This window comes from Rhizobium sp. SG570, assembly GCF_012275345.1.
GTDB classification, from domain to species: Bacteria; Pseudomonadota; Alphaproteobacteria; order Rhizobiales; family Rhizobiaceae; genus Rhizobium; species Rhizobium lusitanum.
The window spans coordinates 185,209-205,171 of the sequence record NZ_JAAZQI010000006.1 but is presented as its reverse complement, the minus strand read 5'-3'; the positions used below and the strand labels follow the sequence as shown (position 1 = coordinate 205,171).

Genomic DNA, 19,963 nt, shown 5'->3' with positions numbered 1-19,963 from the left:
ACACGAGTCCGCAGAAACTGCAGCTTATTGTTTTACGGATAAAGAGCCGCAAGCTCCCAACGATCTCCCCCTTGTGGGGGAGATGTCAGCGAAGCTGACAGAGGGGGTATGGTCGCCGCATACTCAAATGCCGCTCATCTACCGATGCAAATGATAAACCTTATTCACCACGCTCCACCGCCCATCGATCTTCAGCAATGACAGGTAGTCCGAAAAGCGCATGCCGGCGAATTCGTCGACGACCTTGACGCTTGCCGCATCGCCCTCGATGTCGATCAGTTCGATTTCCATAAACGGTATGGTGCCGGGCGGGGCGCTGCCTTCCTCGACGATCGCCGAGATGAATTCATCCCGCGTCATCCATTCGACTGCGCCTTGATAATTGCCGATGATATCAGCTCGCGGATGGAACGCCTTTCGCAGCGCGGGCTCATTCGCGAATGCCATGCCATCGACATAGAGGTGAACAACCGCACGGATTGCCTGCTCTTCCGACATCTCGCCATTCCTCGTTTGAGTTATATCTAACATAACATAGGCGGTGCCGGCTGGCAAAAATGCGACGGCGTCCTCGCGATGATTTGACAGCTCTTATTCGACGAAAACCCGCACGCTTGCCGCACGTCCGGCGGCGTCTATGACGGTGAGGGTCGAATATCCAGCGCCGTCAGGCGTCCATTGATTCGTGCGGCGGCGCGAAAGATCCGGCAGCGGCTTGCCGTTGGCGAGCCATCGGAATGGTGCGCGGCCACCCTGCAGCTTCAGCGCCAGCGGCGTGATCTGGTCAGCACCGCCGCTGGCACCGAGATCGACGCGCGCCCCTTCCGGGGGATAGACGATCTGTGGCGCCGGCTCGCGGTTCGAAGCCGACAGCAGCCCGGCAGCGGTCACGGAAAAGCGCCGCTGGCTGATCGGCAGCTCGGTCGCGGAGATGCGCACCGCGCCCATGGGAGGCGACGGGAAAGGCGTGATCGCCACGCCCGATTTGGCGAAGGCTTCGAATAGGATGGGTGCCGCCGAAACATAGCCCGCCAGCCCCGGCACCGCGCCGTTGTCGGGACGACCGACCCAGACGCCGAGCACATGCGCGCCGTCATAGCCGATCGACCATGCATCGCGGTTGCCGTAGCTGGTGCCGGTCTTGTAGGCGATGCCGAGCTGCTTGCTGCCGCGGGGCGCGATGATGTCGGAGAGAATGTCGGTGATGTTCCAGGCGGCGATCGGTTCCATCAGCGGTTCGCTGTCGATCGGTCCCGGCTGGTCCTGAATGCCGTCGCCGATCCGCATCGGCTTGCCGCGATTGGCAAGCCCGGCATAGAGCTGCACGAGGTCCTTGAGGGTGATGCCGACGCCGCCGAGGCCGATGGCAAGACCCGGAGCTTCGTTCGGCGGAAGCTTCGGCTTCACCTCGGCGCGGCGGAAGCGCACCAGCAGCCGGGTCGGTCCGACGGCGTCGAGCAGGCGCACGGCCGGCACGTTGAGCGACAGCTGCAGCGCCTGGCGCACGCTCACATCGCCCTGGTAGGTCATGTCGAAATTGCGGGGACGGTAGCCGTAGAAATCGGCCGGACGATCCTCGATGATCGTCTCCTGCGCCACATAGCCCTGCTCGAAAGCCAGGCCATAGATGAAGGGTTTGAGCGTCGAGCCGGGGGAGCGCAGCACGCGGGTCATGTCGATCCAGCCCGAGCGGCCGGAATCGAAGTAATTGGCCGAGCCGACCTCGCCGATGATCTCGCCGCTCTTGGCGTCGGCCATCACCATCGCAACCGACACCTTCGGCCCAAGCCGCTTTGCCGCCGCATCGGCAACTGCTTCCAGCCCCTGCTGGACATCGCGCCGCAGGGTGGTTCGATGCTGGATGATGCCGGGCTGCTTCTTCAGCGCCAGTTCGGCGAGATGGGCCGCATAGGCTGGCAGCTGCCGTCGGTTGGCCGGTATGGGTGAAAGAGCAGCGCGTTCGGCTTCCCCTTCGCCGATGATGGCGGCGACCGCAGCGCGCTCGAGCACGCGGTGGCGGGCGGCCTGGGCGGTGGCGAGATTGCGGTCCGGCCGGCGCTTTTCCGGCAGCTGCGGCAGGGCGACCAACAGGGCGGCTTGAGCGACGCTGAGATGGCGCGGCTCCTTGCCGAAATAGGCAAGGCTCGCGGCTCGGACACCCTCGAGATTGCCGCCATAGGGCGCGTGCGTCAGATAGAGGTCGAGGATTTGCTCTTTGCTCAGCCGCCGCTCGATCTGGATGGCGCGGACGATCTGCAGAAGCTTCGCCGTGACAGACCGCTCGCTGCGCGGCTCGATCAGGCGCGCCACCTGCATTGATAGCGTCGAGCCGCCGGAGACGATGCGGCCGTGGGTGACGAGCTGCAGGAACGCGCGGCCAATCGCCATGGGATCGACGCCGTGGTGATTGTAGAAGCGCCTGTCTTCATAGGCGACCAGCATGCGCAGAAATTGCGGATCGACGTCGGCAACGCCGGTCTTCAGCCGCCAGCGCCCCTCGGGCGTGGCGAAAGCACGCAGCAGGTCGCCGTTGGCGTCGAGTACTTCCGCCGAGACCACGCGGGCAGTGTCCAGCGGCGGCGGAAAGGCGCGGTCCGCGGCTTTAAGGCCGAAGACCAACGCCATCGCCGTCAGGGCAGTGGCTCCAAGGCCAATCGCAATCTTCCATCGCGCCTTCATGGCTCTCTTACTGCTGGGCGGCCAGCACCTCCATGCGGCCCATCGCCGTGCGGGCCGAGAACTGCGGACGGTACATGTCCTCGACGCTCGCCGCAGGATGATCGTAGACGCCGGGTGTGACGGCGCGCACGACATAGGCGAAGCTCAGGTCACGGTTGGCGCCGTAGGTCTGGTCGAAGGCGGCGACGAAGCGGTCGTTGCGGAATTCGACATGGGCGGGCTGCACATCGCTCAGCCAGTCGAAGTTCGACAACTGGGCGCTGCTGACGATGCTCGGATTGTCGATCTCGAAGCCCGCGGGCAGGAGGTCGGTGACGAGCAGGCGCTGCGGCCAGTCATTGTCTCCTATCACGTGCAGCACGACGACGTAGCGCTCGTTCTGCTGTGCTTGGCTGACGTTCGCCTCTTCGCCGTCGAGCGTGTAGTACTTGCGCTCGATCTTGAAGCCGTTGCCGCCGGCCGGCAGCGGCGTGACGGGAGCGGCGACGGTGGTGACGGCCGCAGACAGCGGCTGGCGCGTCGTGTTGGTGACGGTCAGCGGATGGCCCATCAGGGCATCGCCTGACATCTGCGCCATATAGGTGCCGGAGTGTGCAGCGCCGTTGACATCAAGCGTCAACCCGTCGTCGCCGTTCTGCAGCGCCCGGGCGGCGAGCAGCATCCAGGTCTGTTCCTGGGTGCTGGTGTAGCCCCGGCTCTGCCATTCCTTGCCAACGACGCTTGCCAGATCCGGAATGATCGGCGGTACCGGGCGGCTCTCGGCGGCGAGCGCCAGCACCGCGGCGCCGTCACGCAGCGACGAGCCGTAGTCGGAGCGGGCAAAGCTGACCTTGGTGATCGCCGCCTTCTGCGACATCTGCAGGGAATCCACGAAGATGTTCCGCGAGCGCTGGGCATCCCCATAGAGGGCCAATGCCGCAGCCAGATGCGCCTTGGACAGCGGCGTCGGGAAGTCGTTCAGCATCGTATCGGCGTAGTAGCGCAGATCGCTGATCGAGGCCTTCTTGTTGCGCGCCAGCACATAGAGCGCATAGGCGATCTCGTTGCCGTTATCCTTGACGTTGGTGTTGGCGCTCAGCGAGTTCTGGAGGTTTTCCAGTGCCTGCACCATGGCCTGATCCGGCACGATATACTTCTGCTCGCGGGCGCGGGTCAGGAAGTCAGTCACGTAGGCATCAAGCCAGAGATCGCCGGATCCAGGACCCCAGAGGCCGAAGCTGCCGGTCGACGACTGGTAGGACATTTCGCGATAGATGGCGTCCTGGACGCGCTTGTGGATCTCCGTGTCGTCGGCAAGGCCGTTCTTGATCGCCATATCGCTGAAATAGAGCAGCGGCAGCGCGCTGCTCGCCGTCTGTTCGGCGCAGCCATAGGGATAACGGCTGAGGCTCATCAGCAGCGCCGGCACGTCGAAGGCGCTGGAGCGGCTGACATTGACGCTGACCGAGGCGCCGGGCAGCACGCTGTCGGCGAGAAGATCGGCATTGACGGTCAGGCTTTTGCCGGGCGCAAGCGCGATGACGCGCCGTTCGGTGACCGGCAGCTGCGCCGGCCGAACGGGAATATCGACCGACTGATCGAGCGATAGTCCCGAAGCATTCGACAGTTTGATCGCGATAGTGCCGGCACCGGGCTGTCCGCCTGTCAGAGGCAGCGTGATATTGTATTTTCCGCCGGCCTGCAGGTTGATCTTCTGCTGTGCGGCATTCGCATCCACGCTCACGGCGCTATTGCCCGTGACCGCAAGCGTGTAGTCGCCGGCAGGCGCATCGGTGTTGGCGACGTCGAGCCGCAGATTGGCCTTATCCCCGGGAGCCAGGAACTTCGGCAGGCTCGCGGTGACGACGACTGGGTCGCGGATGATCACATCCTGCGTCGCATGTCCGACGCCTGATTTCGACCATGCCACAGCCATCAGCCGTGCCGTGCCGTTGAACTGAGGGATATCGAAGCTGATATTGGCCTTGCCGCCGGCATCCAGCTTGACCGCGCCTGAGAAGAAGGCGACCAGCTTTTCCGTCGGTGGGCTCGCCTGCAGGGCCGCCTGTCCGCCGTCGCCGCCGGTGCGCAGCTTGCCGGTCGCGCCGAGCGAGCCGTCGATGAGGCGTCCATAGATGTCGCGGATTTCGAGGCCGAGCTGACGCTGACCATAATACCAGTCGTCCGGCGCCGGCGGCTGATAGCGCGTCAGGTTGAGGATGCCGACATCGACGGCAGCAACCGTGACATAGGCGTCTTCATTGGCGCCTGCGCCCGAGACCTGCACGCCGATGGTCAACGGCTGGCGCGGCAGGGTCTTCGACGGTGCATCGAGCTTGATCTGCAGCTTGCGCTCGCCGGGATCGACCGGCGCCCATTTGATGCCGATGGCGCGCATCGGCATTCGGCTTTCCTGGGCATCGCCGGGCCGGAACAGGGTGGCGGTCAGATAGGTGCCGGCGCCCCAATCGGCGGTTACGGGAATGTCGACCTCGCCGCCAGTGGCGCCGATATCGGCATTGGTGACCGAAATCAGCGTCTCGGCACCGGCCGTCACCATCAGCTGGCCGGCATAGCGCGAGGTTACCTTGAGCTTGGCGGTATCACCGACCTTATAGCTCTGCTTGTCGAGCGCGATCTCCAGTGCATCCGGCGTTTCCGTCGAGGTGGAGGCGACATACCAGCCGGCGTTGAATTCGACGCTGGATTCAGGGCCGTTCGCATCGGCGGTGGAGACCTCAAGCCGATAGCGGCCCCAGGTGACGGGCACGGAAATTGCCGCGCCGTCGGTGGTGGCGTTCACCGTGCCGACAGCCACCTGCTTGGTGGACATGATCGGCTCGTATTTCCAGCTGTTGCCGTCGCGATACCATTGATAGTCGCGCTCGATGCTCAGCAGCTTCCATGTCAGGCCCTGCATGGCCTGTTTCTGGCCATTCGCGTCGATGGCGATGACGTGGAAGTTGCCGACGGAATTTTCGCCGAGATCGCCGTCGAATTCCGGCTTGATGCCGATGCGCGAGCCATCGGCCTTGACCGGCAGCGTGAGGGAGCGCTCGACGGCGCGGCCGCCGGCCTCCTGCATGCGCACGGTGATGTTGGCGTTCAAAAGCTGCGTGGTCGAAGGCGTGTCGTTGATGGTGACGTCGAAGGTGGTCTTGCCGTTCTCGTCCAGCGCCTGCAGATCTTCGAGCGGCACCTGTGTGCTTTCGGCCTTGCTGTCGCCGCTGCTGCTGTCGCCGTCATTGTTTTCCTTGCCGGCGCCCTCGTCGGCAAGGCCGAACTGATAGCCCACGTAGTCGGCGCTTTCGCGCGTCGGCTTCAGCGTCACTTCGCCTTCGAGGTTGAGGCCGGCGGCCGGCGCGCCATAGAGGTAGCGTCCGTCGACATTAACAGGCGTCGGTTGGCCGACTTCGATCTCCTTGGCGTCGCTGGTCATGTCGAACTCGATACGATCCGGCACGAAGTCGTCGACGAGGAACGTCTGCGAGCCGATGGAGGCGCCCTTCGGGTCGGTATAGATATTCATCGTCCAGGTGCCGCGCATGGAGGTCTGCTGCAGCGGCAGGTCGACATTGTAGCCGCCGAGCTTGCCGCCATCGGTGACGATGCGGCGGTCCTCGACGCCATCGGGGCGCAGGAAGACGAAGGTGAGCGGCAGGTTTTCCACCGCCGTCGAGCTGACGTCGCGGGCAAGCGCCGAGGCATGCACCGTCTCGCCGGCGCGGTAGATGCCGCGCTCCGTCCATGTCAGCAGGTCGATCGCGCCGGGCGCGGTTCTGCCGGCAACGCCACGGTCGGAAAGATCGAAGCCGGCGCGCGTCATGTCGAGGAAGACATAGTCCTGATCGCCGTTCTGTGCGGTGATGACGGCCGGCGTCATGCCCGCCGTGCCGCGCATCAGGCCGGCGCTGAAGGTGGCGCGGCCGTTATCGTCAGTCTTTGCGGTACCGAGGATTTCATTGTTCTTGGCGAGCAGCTGCAGCTGGACGCCGGCGAGCGGCTTGGCGCTGCCGAGGGAGCGGGCAAACACGTTCAGGCCGTCCGTGCCGGCATAGGTGGTGACGCCGATATCGGACACCACGAACCACTGCGTCGCCTGCGGATCCCATTCCTGACCGCCGCTGTTGGGCGCCACGGCCGTCAGCACATAGACGCCTGGCTTGCGCTTGGGCAGAGCCTCATCGACCGGGAAGCTGGTCGCGACATCCTTGTTGAGTTCCTGCTTGATCTCGATCGAGCCCTGCCAGACCAGCTCGCCATTGGTATCCTGGATGGTCTGGGCGCTGTAACTGTCCATCTGCGTCAGGAACTGCGAGTTGTTGAGGATCTGCGCAATGTTGCGGTCGCCGATGCGGTAGAGCTTGAGATTGGCCGTGGTGGCGTTGACCGAGACGATCGGGATGCCGCGCCGCGCGGTGGACGGCAGCACGAAATTGTCGCCGGTAAAGCGCAGCGAGGCCGTGCGGTCCTTGACGTAAACGTCGACATTGACCTGTGCGGCAAGGTTTTCATCCACGGAGGAGGGCAGGCCGGCGCGCACCGAAATACGGTAATGCTGGCCAAATTCCAGGCCTTCGACGCAGATTTGATTGTCCTTGGCGTCGACGCCCTTCGGCGCAGCACCATTGACGGTGACGAACGGCGTATAATCGACGCCGCTCTTCACCAGCTTTTCGGAGAACTGCACGCAGGCGCGCGGCGATGCATTGTCATTATCGAGCGTGTTGCCGGTGACGCGGAAACCCTGGCGAGCGCGCAGATCGTCATAGGCCGCCTGGACCGCGGCGGAGCTGGCGAGATCGAGGCTTGCCTTGTAGGCGCTGAGCGCCGGGCGATAGTTCTGCGCGTTCTTCAGCGACTCGGCGAGAACAGCCAGCGCATCGGCGCGGCTGTTCGTCGTGCGGGTCAGCTGATAGCCGTTGAGCGCCGCATAGGCCGCCTTGGTGGCAACGGACGTATCGTTCGTGATTGTGTTGGCGGCCCGCGCCATCTCGATCCACAGGTCGCCATTGTCGGGGTTGAGCGAGAGCGCGCCCTGGAATGCGTTCAGGGCATTGTTGACGTTGCCGGAGGTCAATTCGATGCGGCCAAGCGCGATCAGGCTTTCGACGCCTTGCCCCTTCAGTTCGCTGCCGAGCGTCAGCGTGCTCTTTGCATCGCGTGCGCTTTGAACGAAATTGTCTGACAGGAAGGAAAGGGCGGGTGCGGCTCCGATATCCGGTTCGTTGGCTGCGGCGGTTTCGACGATCTTGCCGGCGACGGCGCCTGGGAAACTGTTGAGCTGATTGAAGTCGGACTTCATGAAGCACCACTTCACCTTGGGATTGTAGGTGAAGGCCTTGCAGGACTTGTCGCCGATGCAGGACGCGGAGCATTGATCCAGCGTCACGTTCTGCTCCGTTCGCAGATCGAAGCCGAAGTAATCGCCGTCCTTGGTGGTGACCACCTGTCGTTTGACATCAGCTGCCGCCGAGGGGCTCAGAGATGTGAAGATGGCGAGTAGAAAAGCGGAGAAGCCGATAAACGCGCGCTTAGACATAAGTCCTCCCAACGCTGCCCGTTTTGATTGGCCGCACCTTAAAATTTCGGGTTGGTTTGTCAACCGAGCGTCGAGTGGAAGCGCGGGGTTTGCGACCATGCCGATGCGCCCCCGTGGCGTCAAACAGGCGGCAATTCCGCGGCTTTTGGGGACTTCGTGGTCCTGTCGCGTCACTTCACTTTTCTTTTCAGCCCTAAAATGGCACCGGCCGCCGGGCCGATGCCTTTGCGTAAAGAAATGAGAGCTTGCGCGTCATATATTTGTCATGGCCAGCGAGGCATCGGTATAGCGCTTGCCGGCGACGCTTTCGAGCGGGATGATCGCCCCGAGTTCCTCCACTTCCCGTGGCGAAAGTACGATATCGGCGGCCGCCGCATTCTGCTCGAGATGATGCAGTTTGCGGGCGCCGGGGATCGGGACGATGGTATCGCCCTGATGCAGCACCCATGCGAGCGCCAGTTGTGCCGCCGTGACTGCTTTTTCCTCCGCAAGGGATTCGAGCTTGGCCACGAGGGCGGCGTTGGCATCGAAATTCTCGGCTTGGAAGCGCGGCAGCGAGCGCCGGAAGTCGTCATCGGCGAGGTCGTCCGTCTTGCGGATCGCGCCGGTCAGGAAGCCGCGGCCGAGTGGGCTGTAGGGGACGAAGCCGATGCCGAGTTCGCGGCAGGTGGCAAGCACATCCTCTTCGGGATCGCGGCTCCAGAGCGAATATTCACTCTGCACGGCGGCGATCGGATGCACCGCATGGGCGCGGCGGATGGTGGCGGCACTGGCCTCGGAAAGGCCGAGCGCCCGCACCTTGCCTGCTCTCACCAACTCCGCCATGGCGCCGACCGTGTCTTCGATCGGAACGTTCGGATCGACGCGATGCTGGTAGAAGAGATCAATGACATCGGTGCCGAGCCGCTTCAGGGAGGCTTCGGCAACCTCCTTAATATGCTCGGGACGGCTGTCGACGCCGACTATGGCGGCGAGGCCGGATTTCTGAGGGTCGAGCTTGAAGCCGAATTTTGTGGCGATGACCACGCGGTCGCGAACGGGTTTCAAGGCACGGCCGAGCAGCTCTTCATTGGTGAAGGGGCCATAGGTTTCGGCGGTATCGAAAAAGGTCACGCCGAGATCGACGGCGCGATGCAGCGTTTTGACGGATTCGTTGTCATCAGTCGCGCCATAGGCGAAGCTCATGCCCATGCAGCCGAGCCCGACGGCGGAAACGGTGAGATCCTTGCCAAGCCTGCGGGTTTTCATAATTGCGTTCCTTTTGAACCTTGTTGGATCGGCGGCGGCCATCAAGGCCGGCCGACGGGTTCAAACTATGTCCCGGCATAGTGAATGAAAATCCATGCAAATTCTCATAGGCTGTTCTATTATTTAGATCAATGAACAGGACCCAACTCTCCCAACTGGCGGTTTTTGCCGCCGTCGCCGCCCATCGCAGCTTCCGCGCCGCCGGCAAGGAATTGTCGATCGCGCCGTCTGCGGTCAGCCATGCCGTCTCAAGCCTCGAGGAAAGCCTCGGCGTGCGGCTGCTGGCGCGCACCACCCGCAGCGTGTTGCCGACCGAGGAGGGCGAGGCGCTGCTGCAACGGCTGGCGCCGGCGCTGGAGGAAATCGATATCGCGCTGGAGGATACGCTGGCCACCCGTGGTCGGCCCGCCGGCACTCTCCGCATCACCGCGCCGCGCTTTGCCTCTGACCTGCTGATGGCGCCGCGGCTCGGCGATTTCCTCAATACCTATCCGGATATTACCCTGGAGATCGCCAACGAGGACGGCTTCAGCGACATCGTCAAGGAGGGCTTCGATGCCGGCATTCGGCTGGAGGAGAGCATCGAGGGGGACATGATCGCGGTCAAGGTCTCGCCTGATATCCGGACCGTCATCGCCGGCTCGCCGGCCTATTTCGAGAAGAACCCGAAGCCGCTGCATCCCCGCGATCTCGTCCATCACCGCTGCATCAAGCGGCGTTTCACCGACGGCTCGATCTACCGTTGGGAATTCGAGAAGGACGGGCGAGAGCTGACCGTTGCCGTCGACGGTCCCTTGATCGTGATCGAGGACCGGCTCGCGGTTCTGGCGGCGGTGAATGGAGCGGGTCTCTCCTATCTTTTCGATATACGCGTGAAGCAGGAACTGGCGGACGGCAGCCTTATCCGCGTGCTCGAGGATTGGTGCCCGCCCTATCCCGGCTTCTGCATCTACTATCCGAGCCGCCGCCAGATGCGCCCGGCGCTGAGAGCCTTCATCGATTTCTTCAAATACACCGGATGACGCAGAAGGAAGCGGCCGGATGGTCCGGCCGCTTTTCGGGTGTCGCAATTCAGGCGGCTGCCTTCTGATTGACGCTGCTGTTTGCAAGCTTGGTCAGGGTCTTGTCGGTGTTGGTTTCCTGCTGCAGCGTCTGGTCGAGCAGGCCGACAGCTTCCTTGAGACCGAGCGTTTGCGCCCAGGTCTTCAGTGAGCCGTAGCGGGCCATTTCATAATGCTCTACGGCTTGTGCAGAGGAGATGAGGCCGGCATCGAGGGCGTGTGTTCCCTTGAATTCCTCGATGATCTCTTCGCCTTCGGCAAGTATGCCCTCGATTGCGTCGCAGGTCTTGCCTTTGGCGCGTTTGCCCATCAGCTCGAAAATCTGCTCCAGGCGCTCGACCTGCCCTTCAGTTTCCTCAAGGTGCTTTTCGAAGCCTGCCTTCAATTCGGGGGATTGAGCCGCGCGTGCCATCTTTGGCAGCGCCTTCAGGATCTTCCGTTCGGCATAATAGATGTCCTGCAGTGTGTCGTAAAAAAGGTCTTCCAGCGTCTTGTCCTTGGACATGGTTTCCATCCTTGTTTTTGGGGCGGGAGTCACTGACGGTGACCCTCTTACAAGGGAGCGGCAGCGCTAATGTTCCGAAGAAATTCGGGTGGCGAAGTTTTAAAAAAGACGGAATGTTGAATCGACGACAGGGAATAGGGGGTGTTGCCGATGAAAAAGCCGGGGTCGATGAAGGGTTTGGAAGAGCTTGGCCGCGTCAGACTGTCAAAGAACTTCTTCTTCCGCGATTTCCTGCATTCGGAGATCGCGGATTTCTATCGCATCCCCAACATCCCCGAGGATCCGAATCTGGCGATCGAGGCGGGTCGAAGGCTGTGCGAGGAATTGCTGGAGCCGCTGGAGACGACCTTCGGCCGTCTGCATATCCGTTCCGGCTATCGTTCGCCTGATGTCAATGCCTTCGGCAACAGGAATGGGTTCAATTGCTCCACCAATGCCCATACCGCCGCACATCATATCTGGGACATGCGCGATCTCGATGGCTGCATGGGTGCGGCCGTCTGCATTGTCGTGCCCTGGCTGATCGACCATCACAGTCACGAGGGCGATTGGCAGAAACTTGCCTGGTGGATCCACGACCACCTGCCTTACGCTTCGCTGTGCTTCTTCCCGAAGCTTTGGGCCTTCAACATCCAGTGGCATGAGCGGCCGATGCGGACCATCCAGAGCTATGTCAGCCCGCGCGGCATGCTCACCAAGCCGGGCATGGCGAACTGGGAGGGTGATCATTCCGCCCTTTACGAGGGCTTTCCGAAGCTCAGATGTTGATGCGGTACCGGATATGCCCGTCGCTCTCGACATAGGTGTCGTAAAGTTTGCGGGCGGTCGCGTTGGTTTCGTCCGTGTGCCAGTAGAGGCGCACCCAGCCGTTTTTCTTGCAGAGCGCGACGAGGTCGTCCAGCAGTGCCCGGCCGACACCGCGACCCCTGGCGCTTTCATCGACGAACAGATCTTCGAGGTAGCAGTCCGGTGCGCGCACCCATGTGCCCTCATGCGTGATGCAGAGCGTGAAACCCTTTACCTCGCCGTCAACCTCGGCCACGCGCATGAAGATTGCCGACGCCGGATCGAAGACCCGGCGCCATGTCGCATCGGTGATATCAGCAGCAATGGTGACGCCGTAGAAGGCGAGATAGCCATCCCAGAGCGCCCGCCAGCGCGCTTCGTCCTCGGGTCTGGCGTCACGGATCGTCACGGTCATCTGTTGGCCCTTGCTTAGGCGCCGGCTTCGTCGAGCAGGCGCATGGCTTCATCGGAAAGGGAGAGTTTCGCCGAATTGATTAGCGCGTCGAGCTGCCCGAGGCTAGTGGCGCTGGCGATCGGAGCGGTCACGCCGCGCTTGCGCAAGAGCCAGGCAAGCGCGACCTCGGCCGGCTTCGAGCCGGTTTCGGCGGAAACCTTGTCGAGCGCCGCGAGAATGCGAAAACCCTTGTCGTCGAGATAGGCTGCCACGCGATTTTCGCGCGCCCGTCCCTCCGTATCCGCCTTGGTGCGGTATTTGCCGGTCAGGAAGCCGGCTGCGAGGCTGAAATAGGTGATGACGCCGATCTCTTCCTTCACGCAAAGATCCGCCAGCGCCCCCTCGAAGCTGTCGCGTGCATAGAGGTTATATTCCGGCTGCAGCACGTCATAGCGCGGCAGGCCGGCCTTGGCGGCGGCATCGAGCGATGCCTGCAATTGCTTCGCATCGAGGTTGGAGCAGCCGACATGGCGGATCTTGCCCTGCTCCTTTAGCTTCGCATAGGCGGCAAGCGATTCCTCGTGCGGCGTTTCCGGATCCGGCCAGTGCGACAGGTAGAGGTCGATATAGTCGGTCTGCAGCCGCTTCAGCGAGGCATCGACGGCTTCGACGATATAGTCGCCCTTGAGACCCTTCTTGCCCGGACCCATGTCCGAGCCCACCTTGGTGATGATGATGGCCTTGTCGCGGGCGACGCGACCCTGCTTCAGCCATTTGCCGATGATCTCCTCGGAATCGCCGCCCTTGTTGCCGGGAACCCAGCGCGAATAGACATCAGCCGTGTCGATCGTGTTGAAGCCGGCGTCGAAGAAGGCGTCGAGCAGTGCGTAGGAGGTCTTCTCATCGGCTGTCCAGCCAAAGACATTGCCGCCGAAAGCGATGGGGGCAACAAAAAGATCGGTTCGTCCAAGCTTGCGCAGGTCCATGATATCTCTCCAAATCACTTGAGCGGGAAGCCGGCGTCAGAGGCGCCGGAGGGGAAGGACAAGGAAGGCTACCGCCGCAAGCCGTGAAATTCCACTAACGATTTCTTTATTCTGGCGTTGAGCGTCGATAGTGGCTGGGCGGCAGCGTGTTGTATTTCGACCAGACACGCCGCATGTGTCTTGGTGAGGCGAAGCCGGACTTCTCCGCCACGCGCTCCATGTCGAGCCGTGAATTGGCGAGCACGTCGCGCGCCAGCGTGACGCGCATCAGGTTGACATAGCCGGTGACCGACAGGCCGGCATGCTCTTGGAACAGCCGGGAAATATGCCGTGCGCTCATCGCGCCGATGCCGGCGAGTTCTGAGAGCGACCAGCTATGGGCGGGATCGGCCATGATTGCATCCTGAACGCGGTGGATGGCGGGATGCACATGGTTTCTGCCGCTGAGCCAAGGCGAAAGCTGCGGTTCGGCACCGGTTCTTCGCATGTAGACGACCATATGACGGGCGATCGTCAAAGCGGTCATCGGCGAGGTCAGCTTGGAGGTGAGGTGCAGCATCAGGTCTGTGCCTGTCGTGATGCCAGCGCTGGAATAACGTTCCCGGTCTTCGACATAGAGCCGGTTGTCGAGAACCCTAGCGGTCGGGGCATATTGTCGGACTTCATCGATACAGCCGGCATGCGTCGTGCATGCGTAGCCGTCCATCAGGCCGGCACGGGCCGCAATGACGGCGCCCGAGCAGATGGTGACGAGGACAATGCCGGGGCGGATTGCAGCTTTCAGCCATGCGGCAAGCGTGTCGATTTCCCGCTCGATGTCTTCGGCATCATCAGGCGGCGTGACGCTGCCGGATATGATGACATAGGCGTCGTCGGGAATGTGATCTGGCAGGAGTTCGAGATCGGCAAGCGTCAACCCGACCGAGGTCGTTTGCGAGGGGCGGGCGGCGATGAAACGATAGTCGAACCGGATATCGTCCTGTTCGATGTTGGCGCGGCGCAGCACCTCCATCGGCCCGGCCACATCCATCAGCAGCGTATAGGGCGGCAGAAGGACGTAGACGGGAATGTTCCGGCGATGGAGGCGTCCGTCGCTATGGCTCATGCAGCGCTCCGGATCGGGGCATCGACAAGTGCTTCTTCGACCGTTGCGATGCGGGCGAAGCGGCCTGACAGCACCAGTTCGCTGCGCTTCTTGATATCGTTGACACTGAAGACCGTGCCCGAAGCATGCGTCATCGGGAAGGTCAGCGTCGCCGCAGTCACGTAGTCGACTTCGTAGCCGAGATCGGATGCATGCCGGGTCGTCGTCTCGCAGCACTGTTCGGTGCGGATGCCCGAGACGATGACCTTGCGGATACCGTTTTCCACCAGCCAGACATCCAGGCCGGAGCCGACGAGTGCCGAGTGGCGAGCTTTGTGAAATATTGCATCGGCTTCCAGCGAGACCTCATCGAGCGTGCGCACATAGCCGCTTTTCAGGCTGAAATGCGGATCGTCGTCGACATGGAAGATTTGGACGACGGGAATGCCCCTGGCCTTGGCCCCATCGATCAGCGCCTGCAGGCGGCTGGTGAAGGTGGGCAGGTCGTCTGTTTGCCAGTAGGGACGCTGGCGAAACGATTCCTGAACATCGATAACCAGCAATGCGGTGCCGGGATGGGACATTTTCGTATCTCCTATGGTTGAAAGGATAGCCGAAACTAGGCGCCAGTCAAAAGGTCCGAAAGCCACCTATCTGACAGAAAGAGGACAAATTCGGACATGTCTTCATACAGTTCGGCGAGATGTCTGCGAGCAATGATCGTCCCCAAGCCGTTGCGCCATCTGAAACGGCCGAATAAGGTTGCTCTTGGTTTTGCCCAGAGCGGAATGGTCTCGTTTCGCTCTCCACCCGCCGTATTGACAAGGGATCCCGCCGGAAGGCCGTGTCGCGACCATCGCTGCGGCCGTTCGCTTCGGGATGATGCTTCAGGAGGAAGATCATGTTGCGTTTCGGAATTCTATCGACGGCAAAAATCGGCCGCGAACTGGTGGTGCCGGCCATTCAGGATGCGGAAAATTGCGTTGTCACCGCCATCGCCAGCCGCGACCTGGCGCGCGCCCGGCAGATGGCCGACCGCTTCTCCGTGCCGCACGCCTTCGGTTCCTATGAGGAAATGCTCGCCTCCGACACCATCGATGCCGTCTATATTCCCTTGCCGACGTCGCAGCACGTCGAATGGACGATCAAGGCCGCCGATGCCGGCAAGCATGTACTTTGTGAAAAGCCGATCGCGCTCAAGGCGGATGAAATCGACAGCCTCATCGTGGCCCGCGACCGCAACAAGGTGCTGGTGACAGAGGCCTATATGGTCACCTATGCACCGGTATGGCGGAAGGTCCGCTCGCTGCTGGCCGATGGCGCCATCGGCCGCCTGCGCCATATCCAGGGCGCCTTCACCTATTTCAATCGTGATGCCGGCAACATGCGCAATATTCCGTCGCTCGGCGGCGGCGGCCTGCCCGATATCGGCGTCTACCCGACCATCAGCACCCGTTTCGTCACCGGCCGCGAACCCCTGCGCATCCAGGCAGTGACCGAGCGCGACCCGGAATTCGGCACCGACATCTATTCCAGCGTCAAAGCCGATTTCGGCGATTTCGAAATGAGCTTCTACATCTCGACGCAGATGGCCAATCGCCAGGTCATGGTCTTCCACGGCACGGAAGGCTTCATCGAGGTGAAATCGCCCTTCAACGCCGATCGCTACGGCGCCGAAGAGCTAGAGCTGACCAATCGCAGCCACTCGGAATCGCAGATCTTCCGCTTCCCCGACAGCCGCCAATACAAGCGCGAGGCGGAAGCCTTCGCTTCGGCGGCACTCGGTGAGGGGGCGGAGGTCGTATCGCTGGAAAGCTCGAAGCTCAATCAGAAGGTCATCGATGCCATCTACCGCGCCAGCGAGAAGGACGGCTGGGAGCCGGTCTGAACCGGCTTCTCAGGGATTTTGCCGGTGGCGGAAGACGAAGCGTGAATAGCCGAAGAAGCTGAACGCGGTCGCCGCCGCCGATGCCAGCGTCAACGCGATGATCGGGCGCAAGCTCGGCTCGGCCACCAGCAGCGAGCTGAATAGAGTATAGTTCAGCAATGCCGAGGTCAGGCCGACCGAGCCATAGCGGAAGCCTTCGGCCGCAAGCGAACGGTCGGAGCGGCCGAAGGTGAAATTGCGGTTGAGAAACCACGTGGCAAGCAGCGCGCTCGGTATCGATATCGCCCGGCCGATGAAAGGGCCGAAGGGCGTGAACCAGAGCAGCAGGTGAAGCACGCCCGCATCGACCACAAAGCCGACGCTGCCAGCGATCAGGAAGCGAAAAAGCTTCTTCATGCGGCCTTTGCCCTTTTCTTCCGGCTCACCGGCTTTTCGAGTTCCGCCATGTAGACCGGCCTGTCGTCGCCGATCTGGCGGGATGATGGCTTGGCCAAGCTCATATAGTGGATGCGCAGCTGTTCTGCGCGGGCACGGGCGACGGAATCGAGTATCAGTCCGGCCGTGAACAGCATGAAGGAAATCATCATCAGCGCCACGGAGAGCACCCAGGTCGGCATGCGCGTCACGAAGCCGGTCTCGAAATACTCGACGAGGACCGGGATCGAGAAGCCGATGCTCAGTTCCATGGAAATGACGCCGAGAATGCCGAAGAAGACGAAAGGCCGCGTTTCCTTCATCAGCATCGCGAACATCCAGAGGATCTTCCAGCCGTCGCGGAAGGTGGAGAGTTTCGAGTGCGAGCCTTCCGGCCGCCGACCGTAATCGAGTTCCAGCTCGCTGACGGGCAGCTTCAGCCGCGAGGCATGAACCGACATCTCCGTCTCGATCTCGAAACCGCCCGACACGGCGGGGAAGCTCTTCACGAAACGGCGGGAGAAGGCGCGATAGCCGGAGAAGATGTCGGTGAAATCCGCGCCGAAAATCGTACGGTACAGCCAGTTGAAGATGCGGTTGCCGAAGGCGTGGCCCTGGCGACCGGCGTCGTTGTGAACGTTGCGGCGAGTACCGACGACCATGTCGGCGCCTTCCGTCAGCAGCGTGCGGATGAGCTCTTCGGCGTCTTCGGGCGCATAGGTGCCGTCGCCGTCGGCCATGACATAGATATCGGCGTCGATGTCGGCGAACATGCGCCGCACGACGTGCCCTTTGCCTTGCCGCCGTTCGCGCACCACGGCCGCGCCCGCGAGCATGGCATGCAGCGCCGTGCTATCGGTCGAGTTATTGTCGTAGACATAGATGCCGGCGTCCGGCAACGCCCTGCGAAAACCGCGAACGACATCGCCGATCGTGGCGGCTTCGTTGTAGCAGGGCAGAAGAACGGCGATGTTCAGCTTCTCATTCCACATGGTCTTGGCCGGTTCCTACGCGTGATTTCAAGTTGAGGCCCGATGGACGATCCGGACGAGAGCTTATCCCGTTGGCTGTTAATAAGACCCTATGGTTGCGAAGGAAAAATGGCGGGAATGCCGCCCTTGCCGGGAACATTGTCGTGATGGATGCCGCCGCGTGCACGCGCTTTACTTTTTCTTGATCCACAGCGATTAGCGTGCAGCCTCGAATATCCTTCAAATACAGGGTTCATCGACATGGCACAGACGCTGGCAATGCCGCCCGAAGCAGCCGCGGTGGCAGAAAGGAAAGCATTGCTGCGCAAGTCGCATCCTGTCCTTGTGCCACTGATCTACGCCATCGTCATCATCCTCGCCCAGCTGGTCATTCATCGCCACCTCACGGACTATGTCGGCCCCGACAATGACGATGTCATGCGTCTTGTCGAAGTGCGAGATTTCCTGGGTGGTCAGGGCTGGTTCGACATGATGCAATACCGCCTCGGTCTCGACGGCGGAACGTTGATGCATTGGTCGCGCTTCATCGATCTGCCGATCGCCAGCCTCATCCTCTTCTTCCGGCTGTTCTTCTCGCCGGAAGGCGCGGAGGCGGCGGCGCTGACCGTCTGGCCGCTCATGCTCGTGCTGCCGCTGATGGCCTTCATGGGCCTCGCGGGCCGCCGCATCGGCGGCGTCGAAGGCATGCATTTTTCGCTGATCCTGACATCGTTGTTTGTTCTGACCTCAGGCCGTTTCGTGCCGGGATCCATCGATCACGACAATGTTCAGCTCGGCCTCGTCGCCCTTGCGGTCGCCATGCTGGCCGACGAAAGCTACAAGCCCCGCAATTTCGCCATCGCTGCCGTCGCCCTTGCCGTCCAGCTCGGTATCGGTGCGGAGACGACGCCCTTCGTGGCGGTCGCCTGCGTGGCGGTTGCCTGTTTGTGGGCCTGGGACGGCGCGGTCTTTGCGCCTGCCGCGCGGGCCTTTGCCCTGACGCTGACGATTGCCGTCAGCGGCGCATTCTTCTCGCTGGTGCCGCCGCGCCTCTATTCGATGGTCACCTGCGACAATCTCTCGCTCGGCTTTTATGGCATCATCAGCGTCGGCTGCGTCGGGCTCCTCTTGTCCGCGCTCTTCGCCAGCCGTCTGTCCCGGTCGTGGCGCATGGTCGTGCTGGCGGCCAATGGTGCAGCGGTCTTAGCCACGACCGTCGCGATCGCTCCGCAATGCCTGCGCAATCCGCTTGCCGATCTGGACCCGATGCTGGTGGAACTCTGGCTGAGCAAGGTGACCGAGGCGCAGTCGATCTTCTCGATCGCTCGCACAACACCGGACGGGCTCGGTGCGTTCTACGCGACGGGCTTCCTGGCGATGCTTGTCTGCGCGTTCCGCATGATGCGTGGTGAACGCGCCCGTTTGCATGCGATCCTGATGGCCTTGGTCGCCGTCAATTGGGCGATCACGCTCGTGCAGGTTCGTGGCGCGGAATTTTCCAATCTGCTCGCCATTCCACCGCTGGCATTGCTGCTTGCCGATCTGCGCCGTATCTCGGCGGCCGATACCGAGGACGTCGGCGCTGCCTTCTTCTACGTGGTCACGGCCTTGATTTCTGCGCCGGCTGTCTGGGCCGTCGGCGGCGCGCTTGCAGATAAAGGCATCGTCAACAGCTTTACCGTCGCCCCACCCGCCAAGGCCGAAGAGACGTCGAACTGCGCGTCAAAGGAAGCTCTGGCGCCGATTGCCAACCTTCCGCCGGGGGTCATAGCTGCGGCATCCAACATGGGTGCACCGCTGCTGCGCTTCACGCCGCATCGCACGTTGTCCGGCCCCTATCATCGTGATCCGGATGGGATGCTGGCCGAACTGCATATCGGCCTTGCGGAGCCGCAGCAGGCGGAAGCGCTTCTGCGCGACGCGCATGTGACGCTGGTCGCATTCTGCAAGGGCGATCCGCAGGTGCAGACGCTGTCTGAACTGAAACCTCGGGGACTCTATGCTCAGCTGGGCGCGGGCCATGTGCCCGCTTATCTCGAGCCCATTCCCACACCGACCAAATCGGATGTGCAGTTCTTCCGGTTCAAGCCGCAGGAGTGATCCTAGGCGCGGCGGCCGTGCTCCATCATATCGGTGGTAATGAGATAGCCGATGAAGCCGAGATTGTAGCCGCCCAGCGCGACGAACAGCGTCGTCAGCGGCGGCACAACGATGGAGATGGCGACGGCTGCCATGAAGGCGATACTCACCAGCGCCACACCCAGCATCGCAGCGATCGTTGAGCGCTGCAGGCCGGCGGCAATTCCGATGATCGTGGCGGTCACGAATATCATCGCTCCATATCCTCTTTACCAGAAATCACTTTGCACAGAATTACGCACGGATGGCTAAGAAAGGCTTTGTCGACAGGGTTAACGTTTGATGAA

16 protein-coding genes are annotated in these 19,963 nt (G+C 62.1%); 4 read left to right on the top strand and 12 right to left on the bottom strand.

Annotation, left to right across the window (positions count from 1 at the left end):
* Positions 1-138 precede the first annotated feature (138 nt).
* From FHT28_RS14785 to FHT28_RS14770, 4 genes are all read right to left on the bottom strand, one after another.
* Positions 139-498, bottom strand: coding sequence for a nuclear transport factor 2 family protein (locus FHT28_RS14785; protein ID WP_034514153.1), 360 nt, complete (start codon positions 496-498; stop codon positions 139-141).
* 93 nt (positions 499-591) lie between these two features.
* Positions 592-2,679 (bottom strand): penicillin-binding protein 1C, encoded by a 2,088-nt coding sequence (gene pbpC / locus FHT28_RS14780; protein WP_168596603.1) that lies wholly within the window; start codon positions 2,677-2,679, stop codon positions 592-594.
* Between the two features lie 7 nt (positions 2,680-2,686).
* Positions 2,687-8,200: an alpha-2-macroglobulin family protein gene (locus FHT28_RS14775; RefSeq protein WP_168596602.1), complete on the bottom strand. Its 5,514-nt coding sequence runs from the start codon at positions 8,198-8,200 to the stop codon at positions 2,687-2,689.
* 252 nt (positions 8,201-8,452) lie between these two features.
* Entirely contained in the window at positions 8,453-9,448 is a 996-nt protein-coding gene (locus tag FHT28_RS14770) for an aldo/keto reductase (protein WP_047641232.1), read from the bottom strand.
* Positions 9,449-9,579: 131 nt separating this feature from the next.
* Between FHT28_RS14770 and FHT28_RS14765 the strand changes: the two genes are divergently transcribed.
* On the top strand, positions 9,580-10,470 hold the full coding sequence (locus tag FHT28_RS14765) for a LysR family transcriptional regulator (protein WP_168596601.1): 891 nt from the start codon (positions 9,580-9,582) through the stop codon (positions 10,468-10,470).
* Positions 10,471-10,519: 49 nt separating this feature from the next.
* On the opposite strand, the gene FHT28_RS14760 is transcribed toward FHT28_RS14765, so the two are convergent.
* Entirely contained in the window at positions 10,520-11,014 is a 495-nt protein-coding gene (locus FHT28_RS14760) for a ferritin-like domain-containing protein (RefSeq protein ID WP_037197192.1), read from the bottom strand.
* 150 nt (positions 11,015-11,164) lie between these two features.
* Here FHT28_RS14760 and FHT28_RS14755 point away from each other — a divergent pair, with 150 nt between their 5' ends.
* Positions 11,165-11,782, top strand: a complete 618-nt coding sequence (locus FHT28_RS14755) for a hypothetical protein (protein WP_168596600.1) — start codon at positions 11,165-11,167, stop codon at positions 11,780-11,782.
* On the opposite strand, the gene FHT28_RS14750 is transcribed toward FHT28_RS14755, so the two are convergent.
* The 4 genes from FHT28_RS14750 to FHT28_RS14735 form a co-directional block, all read right to left on the bottom strand.
* Positions 11,772-12,215, bottom strand: a complete 444-nt coding sequence (locus FHT28_RS14750; protein WP_037197197.1) for a GNAT family N-acetyltransferase — start codon at positions 12,213-12,215, stop codon at positions 11,772-11,774. The two genes, FHT28_RS14755 and FHT28_RS14750, sit on opposite strands and share 11 nt — an antisense overlap.
* 14 nt (positions 12,216-12,229) lie before the next feature.
* On the bottom strand, positions 12,230-13,180 hold the full coding sequence (locus FHT28_RS14745) for an aldo/keto reductase (RefSeq protein ID WP_168596599.1): 951 nt from the start codon (positions 13,178-13,180) through the stop codon (positions 12,230-12,232).
* Positions 13,181-13,286: 106 nt separating this feature from the next.
* Positions 13,287-14,285: a helix-turn-helix domain-containing protein gene (locus tag FHT28_RS14740; RefSeq protein ID WP_037197200.1), complete on the bottom strand. Its 999-nt coding sequence runs from the start codon at positions 14,283-14,285 to the stop codon at positions 13,287-13,289.
* Positions 14,282-14,848 (bottom strand): isochorismatase family protein, encoded by a 567-nt coding sequence (locus FHT28_RS14735; protein WP_037197201.1) that lies wholly within the window; start codon positions 14,846-14,848, stop codon positions 14,282-14,284. The genes FHT28_RS14740 and FHT28_RS14735 overlap by 4 nt, the downstream gene beginning before the upstream one ends.
* 317 nt (positions 14,849-15,165) lie before the next feature.
* On the opposite strand from FHT28_RS14735, the gene FHT28_RS14730 reads away from it, so the two are divergent.
* Positions 15,166-16,152, top strand: coding sequence for a Gfo/Idh/MocA family oxidoreductase (locus tag FHT28_RS14730; protein ID WP_168596598.1), 987 nt, complete (start codon positions 15,166-15,168; stop codon positions 16,150-16,152).
* Positions 16,153-16,161: 9 nt separating this feature from the next.
* On the opposite strand, the gene FHT28_RS14725 is transcribed toward FHT28_RS14730, so the two are convergent.
* Together FHT28_RS14725 and FHT28_RS14720 are read right to left on the bottom strand one after the other, a co-directional pair.
* A complete protein-coding gene (locus FHT28_RS14725; RefSeq protein WP_037197204.1) occupies positions 16,162-16,548 on the bottom strand; it encodes a GtrA family protein in 387 nt (128 codons plus the stop codon).
* Positions 16,545-17,558, bottom strand: coding sequence for a glycosyltransferase (locus tag FHT28_RS14720; protein ID WP_168596597.1), 1,014 nt, complete (start codon positions 17,556-17,558; stop codon positions 16,545-16,547). Before FHT28_RS14720 ends, FHT28_RS14725 begins: the two co-directional genes overlap by 4 nt.
* Before the next feature lie 240 nt (positions 17,559-17,798).
* Between FHT28_RS14720 and FHT28_RS14715 the strand changes: the two genes are divergently transcribed.
* Positions 17,799-19,637, top strand: coding sequence for a hypothetical protein (locus FHT28_RS14715; RefSeq protein ID WP_168596596.1), 1,839 nt, complete (start codon positions 17,799-17,801; stop codon positions 19,635-19,637).
* Positions 19,638-19,639: 2 nt separating this feature from the next.
* Here FHT28_RS14715 and FHT28_RS14710 read toward each other — a convergent pair whose 3' ends face one another.
* Entirely contained in the window at positions 19,640-19,870 is a 231-nt protein-coding gene (locus FHT28_RS14710; protein WP_168596595.1) for a homogentisate export protein, read from the bottom strand.
* Positions 19,871-19,963: the final 93 nt, after the last annotated feature.